This window comes from Calothrix sp. NIES-3974, from assembly GCF_002368395.1.
Lineage (GTDB): Bacteria > Cyanobacteriota > Cyanobacteriia > Cyanobacteriales > Nostocaceae > NIES-3974.
This window is the reverse complement of the sequence record NZ_AP018254.1, coordinates 5,971,325-5,985,875: the sequence shown is the minus strand read 5'-3', so window position 1 is coordinate 5,985,875 and position 14,551 is coordinate 5,971,325. Positions and strand designations below refer to the sequence as shown.

The 14,551-nt window shown below is 46.3% G+C and carries 5 protein-coding genes, 2 tRNA genes and 3 rRNA genes; 7 read left to right on the top strand and 3 right to left on the bottom strand.

All coding sequences use genetic code 11. The features are described 5' to 3' along the window. Positions 1-163 precede the first annotated feature (163 nt). The 6 genes from CDC37_RS23805 to ilvD all read left to right on the top strand — a co-directional run bounded on the left by CDC37_RS23805 (position 164) and on the right by ilvD (position 7,447). Positions 164-1,650, top strand: a 16S ribosomal RNA gene (locus CDC37_RS23805). 146 nt (positions 1,651-1,796) lie between these two features. After that, positions 1,797-1,870: transfer RNA gene (locus tag CDC37_RS23800), tRNA-Ile, on the top strand. A 90-nt stretch (positions 1,871-1,960) separates the two neighbouring features. Continuing rightward, a tRNA-Ala gene (locus CDC37_RS23795) sits at positions 1,961-2,033 on the top strand. 230 nt (positions 2,034-2,263) lie between these two features. Continuing rightward, positions 2,264-5,152 (top strand): 23S ribosomal RNA (locus CDC37_RS23790). A 63-nt stretch (positions 5,153-5,215) separates the two neighbouring features. Continuing rightward, positions 5,216-5,333, top strand: a 5S ribosomal RNA gene (gene rrf, locus CDC37_RS23785). Together the 16S, 23S and 5S rRNA genes with 2 tRNA genes alongside form the textbook arrangement of a ribosomal RNA operon. Before the next feature lie 428 nt (positions 5,334-5,761). Beyond that, positions 5,762-7,447: a dihydroxy-acid dehydratase gene (gene ilvD, locus CDC37_RS23780; RefSeq protein WP_096625743.1), complete on the top strand. Its 1,686-nt coding sequence runs from the start codon at positions 5,762-5,764 to the stop codon at positions 7,445-7,447. Here the strand turns inward: ilvD and CDC37_RS23775 are convergent. From CDC37_RS23775 to CDC37_RS23765, 3 genes are all read right to left on the bottom strand, one after another. Continuing rightward, positions 7,444-8,994, bottom strand: coding sequence for a hypothetical protein (locus CDC37_RS23775; protein WP_096625741.1), 1,551 nt, complete (start codon positions 8,992-8,994; stop codon positions 7,444-7,446). The two genes, ilvD and CDC37_RS23775, sit on opposite strands and share 4 nt — an antisense overlap. Before the next feature lie 340 nt (positions 8,995-9,334). Continuing rightward, on the bottom strand, positions 9,335-10,135 hold the full coding sequence (locus CDC37_RS23770) for a TIGR03943 family putative permease subunit (protein ID WP_096625739.1): 801 nt from the start codon (positions 10,133-10,135) through the stop codon (positions 9,335-9,337). A gap of 58 nt (positions 10,136-10,193) precedes the next feature. Then, the gene (locus CDC37_RS23765; RefSeq protein WP_096625737.1) at positions 10,194-11,252 is read right to left on the bottom strand and encodes a permease; all 1,059 of its coding nucleotides are present in this window, start codon (positions 11,250-11,252) and stop codon (positions 10,194-10,196) included. A gap of 919 nt (positions 11,253-12,171) precedes the next feature. Between CDC37_RS23765 and glmS the strand changes: the two genes are divergently transcribed. Beyond that, complete coding sequence (glmS, locus tag CDC37_RS23760) at positions 12,172-14,061, top strand: glutamine--fructose-6-phosphate transaminase (isomerizing) (protein ID WP_096626613.1); 1,890 nt, start codon at positions 12,172-12,174, stop codon at positions 14,059-14,061. Positions 14,062-14,551: the final 490 nt, after the last annotated feature.

Genomic DNA, 14,551 nt, shown 5'->3' with positions numbered 1-14,551 from the left:
AAGCTTCAGGAAACATCGAACCTAGAAAAAAGAAATAGTTTGAAAGCGAATTAAACCGAAGCCCAACGTTGAGAGAAAATAAAGACGAGGCTGAGGTCTAAAAAAATCAGCCAAAATCAATATAGCAAAAAGAGCTAAAGAAAGCTTGAAATTTTGTGGAGACAAAACGGAGAGTTTGATCCTGGCTCAGGATGAACGCTGGCGGTATGCTTAACACATGCAAGTCGAACGGTCTCTTCGGAGATAGTGGCGGACGGGTGAGTAACGCGTGAGAATCTGGCTCTAGGTCTGGGACAACAGATGGAAACGTCTGCTAATACCGGATGTGCCGAGAGGTGAAAGGCTAGCTGCCTAGAGATGAGCTCGCGTCAGATTAGCTAGTAGGTGGGGTAAAGGCCTACCTAGGCGACGATCTGTAGCTGGTCTGAGAGGACGATCAGCCACACTGGGACTGAGACACGGCCCAGACTCCTACGGGAGGCAGCAGTGGGGAATTTTCCGCAATGGGCGAAAGCCTGACGGAGCAATACCGCGTGAGGGAGGAAGGCTCTTGGGTTGTAAACCTCTTTTCTCAAGGAATAAGAATGAAGGTACTTGAGGAATAAGCATCGGCTAACTCCGTGCCAGCAGCCGCGGTAATACGGAGGATGCAAGCGTTATCCGGAATGATTGGGCGTAAAGCGTCCGTAGGTGGTTTTGTGTGTCTGCTGTTAAAGCGTGCGGCTTAACCGCATAAGGGCGGTGGAAACTACAAGACTAGAGTACGTTCGGGGCAGGGGGAATTCCCAGTGTAGCGGTGAAATGCGTAGAGATTGGGAAGAACACCGGTGGCGAAAGCGCCCTGCTAGGCCGTAACTGACACTGAGGGACGAAAGCTAGGGGAGCGAATGGGATTAGATACCCCAGTAGTCCTAGCCGTAAACGATGGATACTAGGCGTTGGTAGTATCGACCCTACCAGTGCCGTAGCTAACGCGTTAAGTATCCCGCCTGGGGAGTACGCAGGCAACTGTGAAACTCAAAGGAATTGACGGGGGCCCGCACAAGCGGTGGAGTATGTGGTTTAATTCGATGCAACGCGAAGAACCTTACCAGGGTTTGACATGTCGCGAATCTGGTGGAAACACTGGAGTGCCTTCGGGAGCGCGAACACAGGTGGTGCATGGCTGTCGTCAGCTCGTGTCGTGAGATGTTGGGTTAAGTCCCGCAACGAGCGCAACCCTCGTCCTTAGTTGCCAGCCTTAAGTGGGGAACTCTAGGGAGACTGCCGGTGACAAACCGGAGGAAGGTGGGGATGACGTCAAGTCATCATGCCCCTTACATCCTGGGCTACACACGTACTACAATGCTGCGAACAATGGGCAGCAAGCAGGCGACTGCAAGCAAATCTCAGAAATCGTGGCTCAGTTCAGATTGTAGGCTGCAACTCGCCTACATGAAGGAGGAATCGCTAGTAATCACAGGTCAGCATACTGTGGTGAATTCGTTCCCGGGCCTTGTACACACCGCCCGTCACACCATGGAAGCTGGTCACGCCCGAAGTAGTTATCCTAACCATTCGTGGGGGGAAATTCCGAAGGCAGGGCTGGTGACTGGGGTGAAGTCGTAACAAGGTAGCCGTACCGGAAGGTGTGGCTGGATCACCTCCTTTTAGGGAGACCTACCTACTTGTAGATTGGATGGAAAAGCCAACAAACCAATCACAAGCTGGTCAATCCCAGGTCGAGCGTGGGGAATGAGGGAAAATTCAGCTTTCAAACTATAATTAGGTTCGTAACAGAGAGAATTCAGGCGTAGGGGCTATTAGCTCAGGTGGTTAGAGCGCACCCCTGATAAGGGTGAGGTCCCTGGTTCGAGTCCAGGATGGCCCACCTGATGATAATTGGTAATTCGTGATTCATAATTGGTAATTATCTTCTTGCTAATTGCCAATTGGGAATTAGAAATTACAAATTATTCAGGGGGGTTTAGCTCAGTTGGTAGAGCGCCTGCTTTGCAAGCAGGATGTCAGCGGTTCGAGTCCGCTAACCTCCACATTGATTTAATTGAGTATTTTGAGATTCTCAGTTAAATGGGTAAATAAGAGAGAGAAACTTAGCACTGATACAGTGGTGGGAAACCAAGATAAAGTATCAAATGCTGAGTGAAAGCTCAGTAAAAGAACCTTGAAAATTGGATAGAGAAGAAAGCAGTAGTAGTAGAACACAGAGAATCATTGCACAAACTTTGCGATTGTGAAGGGAGAGCAAAGAGTCGAGTGAGAAGGTCAAGCGAGAAAGGGCTGATGGTGGATACCTAGGCACGCAGCGGCGAAGAAGGACGTGGTTACCAACGAAAAGCTCCGGGGAGTTGGAAGCAAACAGAGAGCCGGAGATATCCGAATGGGGGAACCCAGAATACTACCTGTTGAATATATAGACAGGAAAGAGCGAACCTGGCGAATTGAAACATCTTAGTAGCCAGAGGAAAAGAAAACAAAAGTGATTCCCCAAGTAGTGGTGAGCGAACGGGGAGAAGCCCAAACCAAGTTACATGTAACTTGGGGTAGTGGGACTGCGACAAAATCGAATCTGAAGGTTAGACGAAGCATTTGAAAGATGCACCAGAGAAAGTGAAAGTCTTGTAGTCGAAAACTAAACAGATAGAAGCAGTATCCCGAGTAGCATGGAGCACGTGAAATTCCATGTGAATCAGCCGGGACCACCCGGTAAGGCTAAATACGTCTGCGTGACCGATAGCGAAACAGTACCGCGAGGGAAAGGTGAAAAGAACCCCGGGAGGGGAGTGAAATAGAACATGAAACCATCAGCCTACAAGCAGTTAGAGCACGATTAAACGTGTGATAGCGTGCCTGTTGAAGAATGAGCCGGCGAGTTATAGGTACTGGTAGGTTAAGACGGGAATGTCAGAGCCAAAGCGAAAGCGAGTTTGAAAAGAGCGAAAATCAGTATTTATAGACCCGAACCCTGGCGATCTAACCATGTCCAGGATGAAGCAAGGGTGACACCTTGTGGAGGTCCGAACCGACCAATGTTGAAAAATTGGCGGATGAGGTGTGGTTAGGGGTGAAATGCCAATCGAGCCAGGAGCTAGCTGGTTCTCCCCGAAATGTGTTGAGGCGCAGCGGTTAGGAATATCACTTGGGGGTAAAGCACTGTTTCGGTGCGGGCTGGGAGACCGGTACCAAATCGAGACAAACTCAGAATACCAAGTTAACACCTAGCCAGTGAGACGGTGGGGGATAAGCTTCATCGTCAAGAGGGAAACAGCCCAGACCGCCAGCTAATGGTCCCAAAATCTACGTTAAGTGGCAAAGGAGGTGGGAGTGCATAGACAACCAGGAGGTTTGCCTAGAAGCAGCCACCCTTGAAAGAGTGCGTAATAGCTCACTGGTCAAGCGCTCCTGCGCCGAAAATGAACGGGACTAAACGTAGTACCGAAGCTGCGGACTTAGAAATAAGTGGTAGGGGAGCGTTCTGTAGTAGGGAGAAGCTGTAGCGGCAAGCAGCAGTGGACGAAACAGAAGTGAGAATGTCGGCTTGAGTAGCGCAAATATTGGTGAGAATCCAATACCCCGAAACCCCAAGGGTTCCAGAGGCAGGTTCGTCCACTCTGGGTAAGTCGGGACCTAAGGCGAGGCCGAACGGCGTAGTCGATGGATAACGGGTTAAGAATCCCGTACTTGGATGTAATTGTAGCGAGGGACGGAGAAGGCGAGTGTCAGCCGGATGTTGGTTACCGGCTCAACCATTAAGTTGGAGAGAGACGGAGAAAACGTCTTGAGATGAGATGGGAGTACGAGATTCTACGGAATCGAAGTGGCATAGTCAGGCTTCCAAGAAAAGCTCGAACTACGGAAATTGCATTTGACCCGTACCCGAAACCGACACAGGTGGGGAGGTAGAGGATACCGAGGGGCGCGAGATAACTCTCTCTAAGGAACTCGGCAAAATGGCCCCGTAACTTCGGAAGAAGGGGTGCCCAAGGTAGAACTTGGGTCGCAGTGAAGAGGTCCAGGCGACTGTTTACCAAAAACACAGGTCTCCGCGAAGTGAAATCACGCAGTATGGGGGCTGACGCCTGCCCAGTGCCGGAAGGTTAAGGAAGTTGGTCAGGCTTTCGGGCTGAAGCTGACGACCGAAGCCCCGGTGAACGGCGGCCGTAACTATAACGGTCCTAAGGTAGCGAAATTCCTTGTCGGGTAAGTTCCGACCCGCACGAAAGGCGTAACGATCTGGACGGTGTCTCAGAGAGAGACTCGGCGAAATAGGATTGTCTGTGAAGATACGGACTACCTGCACCTGGACAGAAAGACCCTATGAAGCTTTACTGTAGCCTGGAATTGGGTTCGGGCTTGGCGTGCGCAGGATAGGTGGGAGGCGAAGAGATATTCCTTGTGGGGAGTATGGAGCCAACGGTGAGATACCACTCTCGCGAAGCTAGAATTCTAACCATCTCCCGTGAGCCGGGAGTGGGACGGTTTCAGGTGGGCAGTTTGACTGGGGCGGTCGCCTCCTAAATGGTAACGGAGGCGCGCAAAGGTTCCCTCAGCACGGTTGGAAATCGTGCGGCGAGTGTAAAGGCATGAAGGGAGCTTGACTGCAAGACCCACAAGTCGAGCAGGTACGAAAGTAGGTCTTAGTGATCCGACGGCTCAGAGTGGAATGGCCGTCGCTCAACGGATAAAAGTTACTCTAGGGATAACAGGCTGATCTCCCCCAAGAGTCCACATCGACGGGGAGGTTTGGCACCTCGATGTCGGCTCATCGCAACCTGGGGCGGAAGTACGTCCCAAGGGTTGGGCTGTTCGCCCATTAAAGCGGTACGTGAGCTGGGTTCAGAACGTCGTGAGACAGTTCGGTCCATATCCGGTGCAGGCGTTAGAACATTGAGAGGAGTCTTCCTTAGTACGAGAGGACCGGGAAGAACGAACCTCTGGTGTACCAGTTATCGTGCCAACGGTAAACGCTGGGTAGCCATGTTCGGAGCGGATAACCGCTGAAAGCATCTAAGTGGGAAGCCCACCTCAAGATGAGTGTTCTCATCCCAATTTGGGAGTAAGGTTACACATAGAACATGTGTTGATAGGCTTTCGGTGGAAGTGTGGCAACATATGAAGCCTAGAAGTACTAACAAACCGAGGGCTTGACCTTTTGACTACTACTAATACTAATCTCTATCCATTCTTCAGGGAACTTTGATTCCCCACAAGTTTTCCTGGTGTCGATGGCGCTGTGGAACCACTCTGAACCCATCCCGAACTCAGTTGTGAAACGCTGCTGCGGCGACGATAGCTGGAGGGTTGCCTCCCGTCAAAATAGCTCGATGCCAGGTCTTTTTTTTCATTTTAATGTCATATTTGCAGGATTCCGTGGATTATATCTACGGAATCCTGCTATTTATAAATCAATAAACTTGTTCCAATACTCCGGCTGTTGATACATATAGGGAAGCTCTGCTTCCTGATTTGAGGTAGTAGCCCCCGTGGAATGCGTCCCCACGCGGAGCATCGGGACGAGATCATCACAAAAACTGTGTGAACTTATGGGTAAATTTCCACAAAATCAACAGTCTACGCAAAGCCTCAACCAACCTACAGTTATCTTTAACACCAAGCGTATTGATTTATAAATAGGGTAATTCTTTTATACAAACATATTGCGATCGCCAAAAGCCAAAAAAAGCCAAAATCTGATATTTTGGAATAATCATCAGAGGAGAAGCGCCAAAGGTAGAGTTATGGTGGCGCTAGGGGAATCAAAATGTCAGAAAATTTTAGAAGTAAGGCGATTACTCAAGGGGTGCAACGTTCTCCAAATCGGGCGATGCTGCGAGCTACGGGCTTTCAAGATGAGGATTTTAGTAAGGCCATTGTGGGGATTGCCAACGCCTATAGTACAATTACCCCTTGCAATATGGGGTTGAATGATTTGGCTCTCAGAGCCGATAAGGGTATTCGCGCTGCAGGGGGAATGCCACAAGTATTTGGAACAATTACAGTTAGTGATGGAATTTCAATGGGTACGGAGGGGATGAAATATTCCCTAGTATCACGGGAGGTGATTGCCGATTCCATTGAAACTGCATGTAATGGCGAAAGTATGGACGGGGTATTGACCATTGGTGGTTGCGATAAGAATATGCCCGGTTCGATGATTGCGATCGCCCGGATGAATATTCCGGCTATTTTTGTGTATGGGGGGACGATTAAACCTGGTAGTTACCGGGAATGTGATTTAACGGTTGTCAGTGCCTTTGAGGCGGTGGGTGCCTTCAAGGCTGGTAAAATAGACGAGCAGGAATTACTGGAAATTGAGCGTCGTGCTTGTCCTGGGGCTGGTTCCTGCGGTGGAATGTATACAGCAAATACGATGTCTTCTGCTTTTGAAGCGATGGGAATGAGTTTACCCTATTCTTCAACAATGGCAGCTGAGGATGGGGAAAAAGCCGAGAGTGCAGAAAAATCCGGTCATGTGTTAGTGGAGGCCATTCGCCAACAGCGTTTACCCCGTGATATCATTACCCGCAAGTCGATTGAAAATGCGATTTCTGTGATTATGGCGGTGGGTGGTTCCACCAATGCTGTATTACATTTTTTAGCGATCGCCCATGCAGCAGGTGTTGATTTAAAGTTGGATGATTTTGAAACCATCCGTGCCCGTGTACCGGTATTGTGCGATTTAAAACCAAGTGGTCGCTACGTGGCAACGGATTTACATCGGGCTGGAGGGATTCCCCAAGTGATGAAGATGCTACTGGTGCATGATTTGTTACATGAAGATTGTTTGACAATTACCGGGCAAACTATTGGTGAAGTTTTAAAGGATGTACCGGCTGAACCACCTGCGGGACAGGATGTCATTCGTCCCTGGGATAATCCCATGTATCCCCAGGGACATTTAGCGATATTGAAGGGTAATTTGGCCACAGAAGGAGCAGTTGCCAAAATTACGGGGGTGAAAAAACCTCAAATCACGGGACCAGCACGGGTGTTTGAATCGGAAGAGGAATGTTTAGAGGCAATTCTTGAGGATAAAATCAAAGCTGGAGATGTGGTGGTAATTCGTTACGAAGGACCCAAGGGTGGACCGGGAATGCGGGAAATGTTGGCTCCGACTTCGGCTATTATTGGCAAAGGTCTGGGAGATTCGGTGGGATTGATTACCGATGGTCGTTTTTCTGGTGGAACCTACGGTATGGTGGTAGGTCACGTCGCACCGGAAGCAGCTGTGGGTGGAAATATTGCTTTAATTGAAGAAGGAGATAGTGTTACGATAGATGCCCATGCTCGTTTACTGCAATTAAATGTTTCCGAGGCAGAATTGCAGCAACGTCGAGCAAAGTGGCAACCGAAACCCCCCCGTTATACCAAAGGCATTTTGGGTAAATATGCTAAGTTAGTAGCATCCAGTAGTTTAGGCGCTGTCACAGATTTGGATTTGTTTTAGGGTAGCCACTGGGGATAAAAACCGGCAAAGGGAAGTTGTTGAGGTTTAATTTCCGTGGTGGAAATGGAACTTAAATCGGGAGCAACAGGCATTAGCCAGAGACTGCTGCTGTCAATAACTTCTCCTTCCTTGGTGCGTGGTGTGTTTTTACTGGGCGGAAGATTGGGATTTTGAGGGATGACTTGATCGAATAATAACCCGACTCCATCGGGTGCAAGACTCATTTTGATATTCCTCTGTCCCGGTGGAAATACCACCAGGGGTGTTTGTTTATTGGTTTTGAGGTTAATGGAAATTAGGTAGGGTTGTTCGATATATTGTTCTCCGGGGACTAGTTGGGAAATCAAAGTGTAAAGAACCGGTGCAGCTGGGTCAAACTGACTATCGATAATTGAACCGGGGATTTTGAGTAGTTCTTTTTGTTGTCCTTGGTTGTTGACTAAAAACAGGGATTGGGTTGGATTGGTGAAGTCACGATTAAAGCTCACCATTGCAGCTTTACTACCATCTTTGGCAAAGGATTGTACCACACCAAATTGGGGTAAGAAATCCAGGGGTTTTTTGGCATCTTCTTGTATCGGTATGATGGCAGCACCTTCACCTTGGGAAACCGCAACCGCACTACTATCGGGTGTAATCATAAAATCACCCGTGGGAGCAGTTTCAATCCGTTTGAGTTGGGGTTTTTCACCGGGATTGGGTGGTTGTGCAGACATAAACCATAAACCGACATCACCAGGATTATTGGCTTTTCCCCGTTGCACAACAATGGTTTTACCGTCTGGGGAAAGGTCAAATTTCAAGTTTTGGTATTCTTTGCTATCAACCATCAAATCAATCCTACCTGGTGGTTCTGGTTCGCTGTCGGGTTGGGGACTAATTCCGGTGGTGACAGAATAGATTTTTGCTGATAGGGGATTTATATCATGACTGGGACGTGCCGAAAAGAGAATACGTGAACCATCGGGATAGGGTTGAAAATCCATGACGACCAAATCCGGTGGAGTCAGAATCTGTTTCTTTTCTTGGGTCAAATTATAAACAACTAAGCGTCCTTTTTCTTGATTATCAACAACAAGCTTTTTCCCTTCTGGGTCAGGTTTTTGCGTCTGTACACCAATATAGGCGATCGCGCGATCGCGTGTTTTGAATTCACTGCGAAAAGGTTTGATGGTGCGTTTTTCGGATTTATGTTTGGCAAATTTATCTTGGGCATTATCTAGGGAAATTTGAAATTTGGAACCGTAGGGTGCAGGATATTCCAAGGTGTATACCATGCGTCGTCCTACCCAACTAAATTTACCTAGAAGAGGTGGTTCGATTTTGAGGTTTTTTTCCACACTCTGATTATCCATAGGACGATTAAAAATCAGGGAAAAGGAAATATCATCTGCTCCCACATATTTGTTTTCCCAACTAAAATCGCGAACGCTAGCGCGAACAACGTCACCTTGAGCAACTAGAATTCCTAGGCATAATACCAAAACAAGAATAGTCGCGATCGCTGCTCGGTCTAATGGTAATAACAGAGTTTTTTTACTCGACATTTTTTTGTTTGCTAAATCAGCGTTACAAATTAACGTTATGTCTCAAAAATTCCGGGGTCAAAATTATGCTTCACAGAACAAGGATACAAAAAGACGGCTTTGAAGGATGGAAAATCACAGAAGGTATGACAGGATACCTTTATGTCTTTTTGTGCTACATCCAAAAATTTTCTATCCAACTTTAACTAATTCCTAATACCCGCTACGCGGAAAGCAAGCTACGTAATTTTTGGGTTTAATTCCCCTTCGCCTATACCTAAATCCCCGTCTTCAACAGTCTTTGACTACAAATTATCTAGGTGCAAGCCTTAGCAACGGCTATTATCAATTACGAACTTTTTTAACTATCCCTTTCATCGCTGTAGGGATTTGTTGGACGAGGAATTTTTTTGATATTATTGGCGGCGATAGTTAAACGTCTGGTTCCCGCAATCGTCTCGGTAATCATTTTTCCTTCAATTTCCAACCAAGTATCGGGTGGATAATCTTGACGGCTTCCTTCTAGCTTCACAGGAAGGGCGATGGGATAGGCATCTGCGGCACAACAGGTAATGACAAACCGCGATAACAGGATCAAATTATCACCTGTTTCCGGGGGATGAATGACAAACCCTGTTACCTTAGCTTTTTGACCAGTGTAGGCATCGGGTTCCGGGTAAACACTGAGAGTACGCACCCAATCAATGAGAGTGCGCTCCTCTGGACGACGGGAAGAACGAAATGATTGGGGTCTGACCCGACTAGATGAAAGGATTTCGGAAAGGTTTTGATTCAAAGCATGGTCACTGGCGAATACTTGGGGGGAAATTAAAAAACCGGATATTGCCACAACTAGAAGTAGCACCGAACCCCAACCAGGAGCAAAAACGGAAATATGTTGTTGAGGGGATGCTTCTTTGACTCGCCTTGTCGATATCATTTGTTTGAATTTTAACAAGGCCACACATAACAGTCCGAAACCTGCGGTGATGATCAACCAAAAAAAGTCACGCTGGATTAGTAACTCTAACTTATTTGCTTGCCAGTAGTACAGTAGTAGTACTCCCCAAGCCGCGATCGCAATTACATCTAGCCAAGGTAAAATTCGGGGGGGAAACTGGGGAAAGCGAGGTTTCCGTTTTCGTTTGGGAATTGACACCATACTGAGTTTAACTGAACTGATTTGATGGAGGATTGTAATTGGATTGCGTCTTCAGGTACTAAAACACGTGCAAATTCAAAAATAAAGTCATGACAAAGGTCATTAATCCGGCTAACAAGAACAAATAAATTAAGGCACGGGCTTTAAATATTGACATCATTAAACCGACACTTTTGATATCGACCATCGGACCAAATACCAAAAATGCTAGTAGGGAACCAGTGGTAAAAGTAGAAGCAAATGACAAAGCAAAAAATGAATCCACCGTCGAACAAACTGACACCACAACGGCTAAAATCAACATGGCCACAACCGAACTAACTGGCCCTGCACCTAACCCTAAAATCAACTGTCTAGGAGCTAAAACTTGAACTGCGGCCGCGATCGCACTACCGATAATCATGACCGCTCCCAATTCCCGCAATTCTTGGATAATATTATCTAATACTAAAGCAAGGCGATCGCGTAATGGTTTATTCTGAGCAATTGGGTTCATCGCCGCTTCCATTGCATCTGTTTCTAAGCGGATTAATTGAGTCCCCCGACCACCTAAAATATAACTACCTGGTTGCAGCAACATGGATGAACCACCCACAGTTTGAATTTGTCTAGCTGCATCCCGTTGACGCTGACGTTTGGTTTCTGGTGGTGGATTAAACTTTAAATATCTCGCTACACTGGATTCGACAATCGGTGTTAAATCTTTTTGGAAACTGAAAATAAATCCGATTGCTGTCGCAATAATCAAGGAAAAAACAACCCGCAGGATAATAATTTCTGGTTGGTCACGAAACGCTAGCCAAGTAGACCAGATGACGATGGGATTGACTGTAGGAGCAGCAAGTAGAAATCCGATGGCAACGGGGGTCGGAATACCCTGCATAATCAAACGCCTCGCGACTGGAACATTTCCACATTCACAAACCGGAAACAAAAAGCCAATCAAACTACCAACCAGTGCGCCAATTAAAGGATTTTTCGGAATATGCTCAATGAGTTTGCGTTCATCTACTAAAAAGAGTAGCAGACTCGAAAACAAAACTCCCAATAACAAAAATGGCAGTGCTTCGACTAGCAAACTGAGAAAAATTGTAAAGCCGTTATTCAATTGATTCATGTGTGTGGTTGAATTGCATCTCTTGCTGAGAACACACTGTTACATGTGTCTAGTAAAGTTGAAATTTGCATGACTCGGCATAGTTATTCTATCGGAATGGGGATCAAAAACAAGTAGCATTAACGAAAAATCATGAAAATGTTCCCTATTTAAATCTTCTTACCCTCAAAATACAGCATATTTCCGGAAATATACAGGAACTGGGGGAATGATAAAGCTGGTATCAAGGCGACTTCCAGTTAGCCCCTCACAGGAACAACCCACCACTAAATTACCACTGCTCACTTCCTAATTTTTTTAGCAAGCAATATCAAAGCAAGGACTAAAAAATAATCAGGATAATACCTAATTGACATACTCCCCGTCCTGAAGGAGCGGGGATTCTGGGGTCAAACAGCAATTGCGGGCACTACCCGTCTGACATCGCCTAACCCAACAGGTAACAAGTCAACAACCGAAGTAGAAAAAACCTTCCCATGCACCCGCTAACTTAGAACACACCAATCCACAGCCATATTGATTGATGACACCAAGCAAATGTTTCTCTCCTCACTCTTCCTCCCACCCGACATACCAATAAATTGTCAAATTGTCTCAAAATTGTCTGGAATTTTCTTTTTCCCAGATGAATTTAAAACCAATTAGGAAAATGATGATGACCAATGGATGATTCAAAAGCTTACCAGCCAAAGCTTCAGCATTCAACATCCTATTCATTAAGAGTATAAACTTCCCATCCTCCCATCAAGTCTTAGTAAATTTTCTGCAAATGCGATCGCGACCCCTCCCTAACCTGGGAAAATATACTTAAAATTTTTATTTGTATTTTGTATTTGTAGCTGTTTTTTGCGAAAGTGCCTGATTTGCGATCGCAAAAAATACATAAATAAATCGTCCTTATAGCAGAGTGGTGTTAGCCATGTGCGGAATTGTTGGGTATATTGGCACACAAAGTGCGGCGGAAATTTTAGTATCCGGATTAGAAAAGCTGGAATATCGAGGCTACGACTCTGCTGGAGTCGCAACGATTTGGGAAGGCACAATTCAAAGTGTTCGCGCTAAGGGGAAATTATCCCACCTCAAGTCAAAATTAGAACAATATGAACACTTCGCTCCTATCGGTATCGGTCACACCCGTTGGGCTACCCACGGCAAACCAGAAGAACACAATGCCCATCCCCACATGGATGGTGCTGGTCGAGTTGCCGTTGTCCAAAATGGTATTATCGAGAACTATCGGGAATTACGTGATAAATTAAGAAGTTTTGGTGTAGAATTCCTCTCCGAAACAGACACCGAAGTTATCCCCCACCTCATCGCTCGCTACCTCCAGGAAGAAGAAGCTCTAGCAGAAGTCACTAATACATCTTATTTTTTTGAGGCTGTCCGTAAAGCTACCCACGAATTAACAGGTGCCTTTGCAGTTGCAGTGGTGTGTGCAGATTATCCTGACGAACTAATTGTGATTCGTCAACAAGCTCCCCTCGTCATCGGCTTTGGACAAGGGGAATTTTTCTGTGCATCCGACACCCCAGCCATTGTCAACTATACCCAGACCGTCCTCCCCCTGGAAAATGGCGAAATTGCCCGTTTAACCCCCCTTGGCGTAGAAATATACGACTTTGCTGGCCATCGCCTCAAAAAACAACCCCGTCGGCTGAATTTGAGTCCCACAATGGTGGAAAAACAGGGATTCAAACACTTCATGCTCAAGGAAATCTACGAGCAGCCAGGTGTGGTCAGAGCTAGTCTCGATGCCTACTTCCAAGCATCGACAACGGACGATTCTCCCGTCAATTTAGGGCTACCCCCAGAATTTTATACCAACCTGGAACAAATCCAAATCGTCGCCTGTGGTACAAGTTGGCACGCAGCCCTAGTGGGTAAATACTTACTCGAACAACTGGCCCAAATCCCCACCCAAGTTCAGTACGCTTCCGAATTTCGCTATGCACCCACCCCATTAACCGCCAACACCCTCACCATCGGTGTCACCCAATCAGGGGAAACCGCCGACACTTTGGCAGCTTTGGCAATGGAAAAGGAACGTCGTCAAGGACGGGAAGACAAATACCAAGCTAAATTATTGGGAATTACCAACCGTCCCGAAAGTAGTCTGGGATACCTGGTTCCCCATATTATCAATACTTTGGCTGGAATTGAAATTGGTGTAGCTGCCACCAAAACCTTCACTGCCCAATTAATGGCATTTTACGCCCTGGCGATTGATTTAGCCTACCGCCAGCGAACAGTTTCCCTAGACAAACTCCAGCAAATTATTGCCCAACTACGGCAAATTCCCGAAGCCATCGAAGCCAATCTAGACAAGCAAGAAAAATTTACCGAACACCTAGCTCACGACTTCGCCGAAACCACAGATTTTATCTTTTTAGGTCGGGGAATTAACTTCCCTATTGCCTTAGAAGGGGCACTCAAACTCAAAGAAATCAGCTATATTCATGCAGAAGGCTACCCAGCCGGAGAAATGAAACATGGACCAATTGCCCTTTTAGACGCGAAAGTACCCGTCGTTGCAGTGGCAGTACCGGGAAGTGTCTACGAAAAAGTCATCTCCAATGCTCAAGAAGCCAAAGCCCGTGATTCTCGCTTGATTGGGGTGACACCAGTTAACCACGGTGAGGCTGCTGACGTGTTTAATGATATGATTGCTGTTCCGGAAGTGGATGAGTTACTATCACCATTATTAACAGTAGTGCCTTTACAACTATTAGCCTATCAAATCGCAGCCCGTCGCGGTTTAGATGTGGATCAACCAAGAAATCTCGCGAAAAGCGTTACGGTAGAGTGATATTCCCCCTGGGAAAGGGAGAGAAGCAGAAGAATCTGTAGTTTTTAACTCTCTCCTCTCCCTATAAAGTTACTGATTACACGGATCTTTCATCACAAATGTTGAGGGTATGTTCACTATTTCCCATAACCCCTATTACCTGATTTTGCTTTCTGAAGAAAATTCCTATTTTAGCGACAATATCAAAGATGGTGTTTGTCAAGTGTGTTAATATCGTTTACGCTAATGGTCGCTACATATCAGGCTTTTTTCTTAGGGGAATTTCCATTTTACCAGAAACACTAACTGAACTTGAGTACTCCTAGGCCGAAGCTGGCTACGATTATTAATAAAGACTAAAACTCTTGTCCAGTATTATTCGTGGGAAATAAAAGTTTCTAAAAACCTTCTAGTATATTGAGAATAAAATCAGTAAATCTGGAATCAGCCAGTTATTGACTTTGTTCTCAACTAATGAATGAGGTGACTGTGAACTTTAACTGACAAAATC

Excerpts from the sequence above, each read along its gene's own strand:
- ilvD (WP_096625743.1), top strand. The coding sequence starts at position 5,762 with ATGTCAGAAAATTTTAGAAGTAAGGCGATTACTCAAGGGGTGCAACGT.
- CDC37_RS23775 (WP_096625741.1), bottom strand. The coding sequence starts at position 8,994 with ATGTCGAGTAAAAAAACTCTGTTATTACCATTAGACCGAGCAGCGATC.
- CDC37_RS23770 (WP_096625739.1), bottom strand. The coding sequence starts at position 10,135 with ATGGTGTCAATTCCCAAACGAAAACGGAAACCTCGCTTTCCCCAGTTT.
- CDC37_RS23765 (WP_096625737.1), bottom strand. The coding sequence starts at position 11,252 with ATGAATCAATTGAATAACGGCTTTACAATTTTTCTCAGTTTGCTAGTC.
- glmS (WP_096626613.1), top strand. The coding sequence starts at position 12,172 with ATGTGCGGAATTGTTGGGTATATTGGCACACAAAGTGCGGCGGAAATT.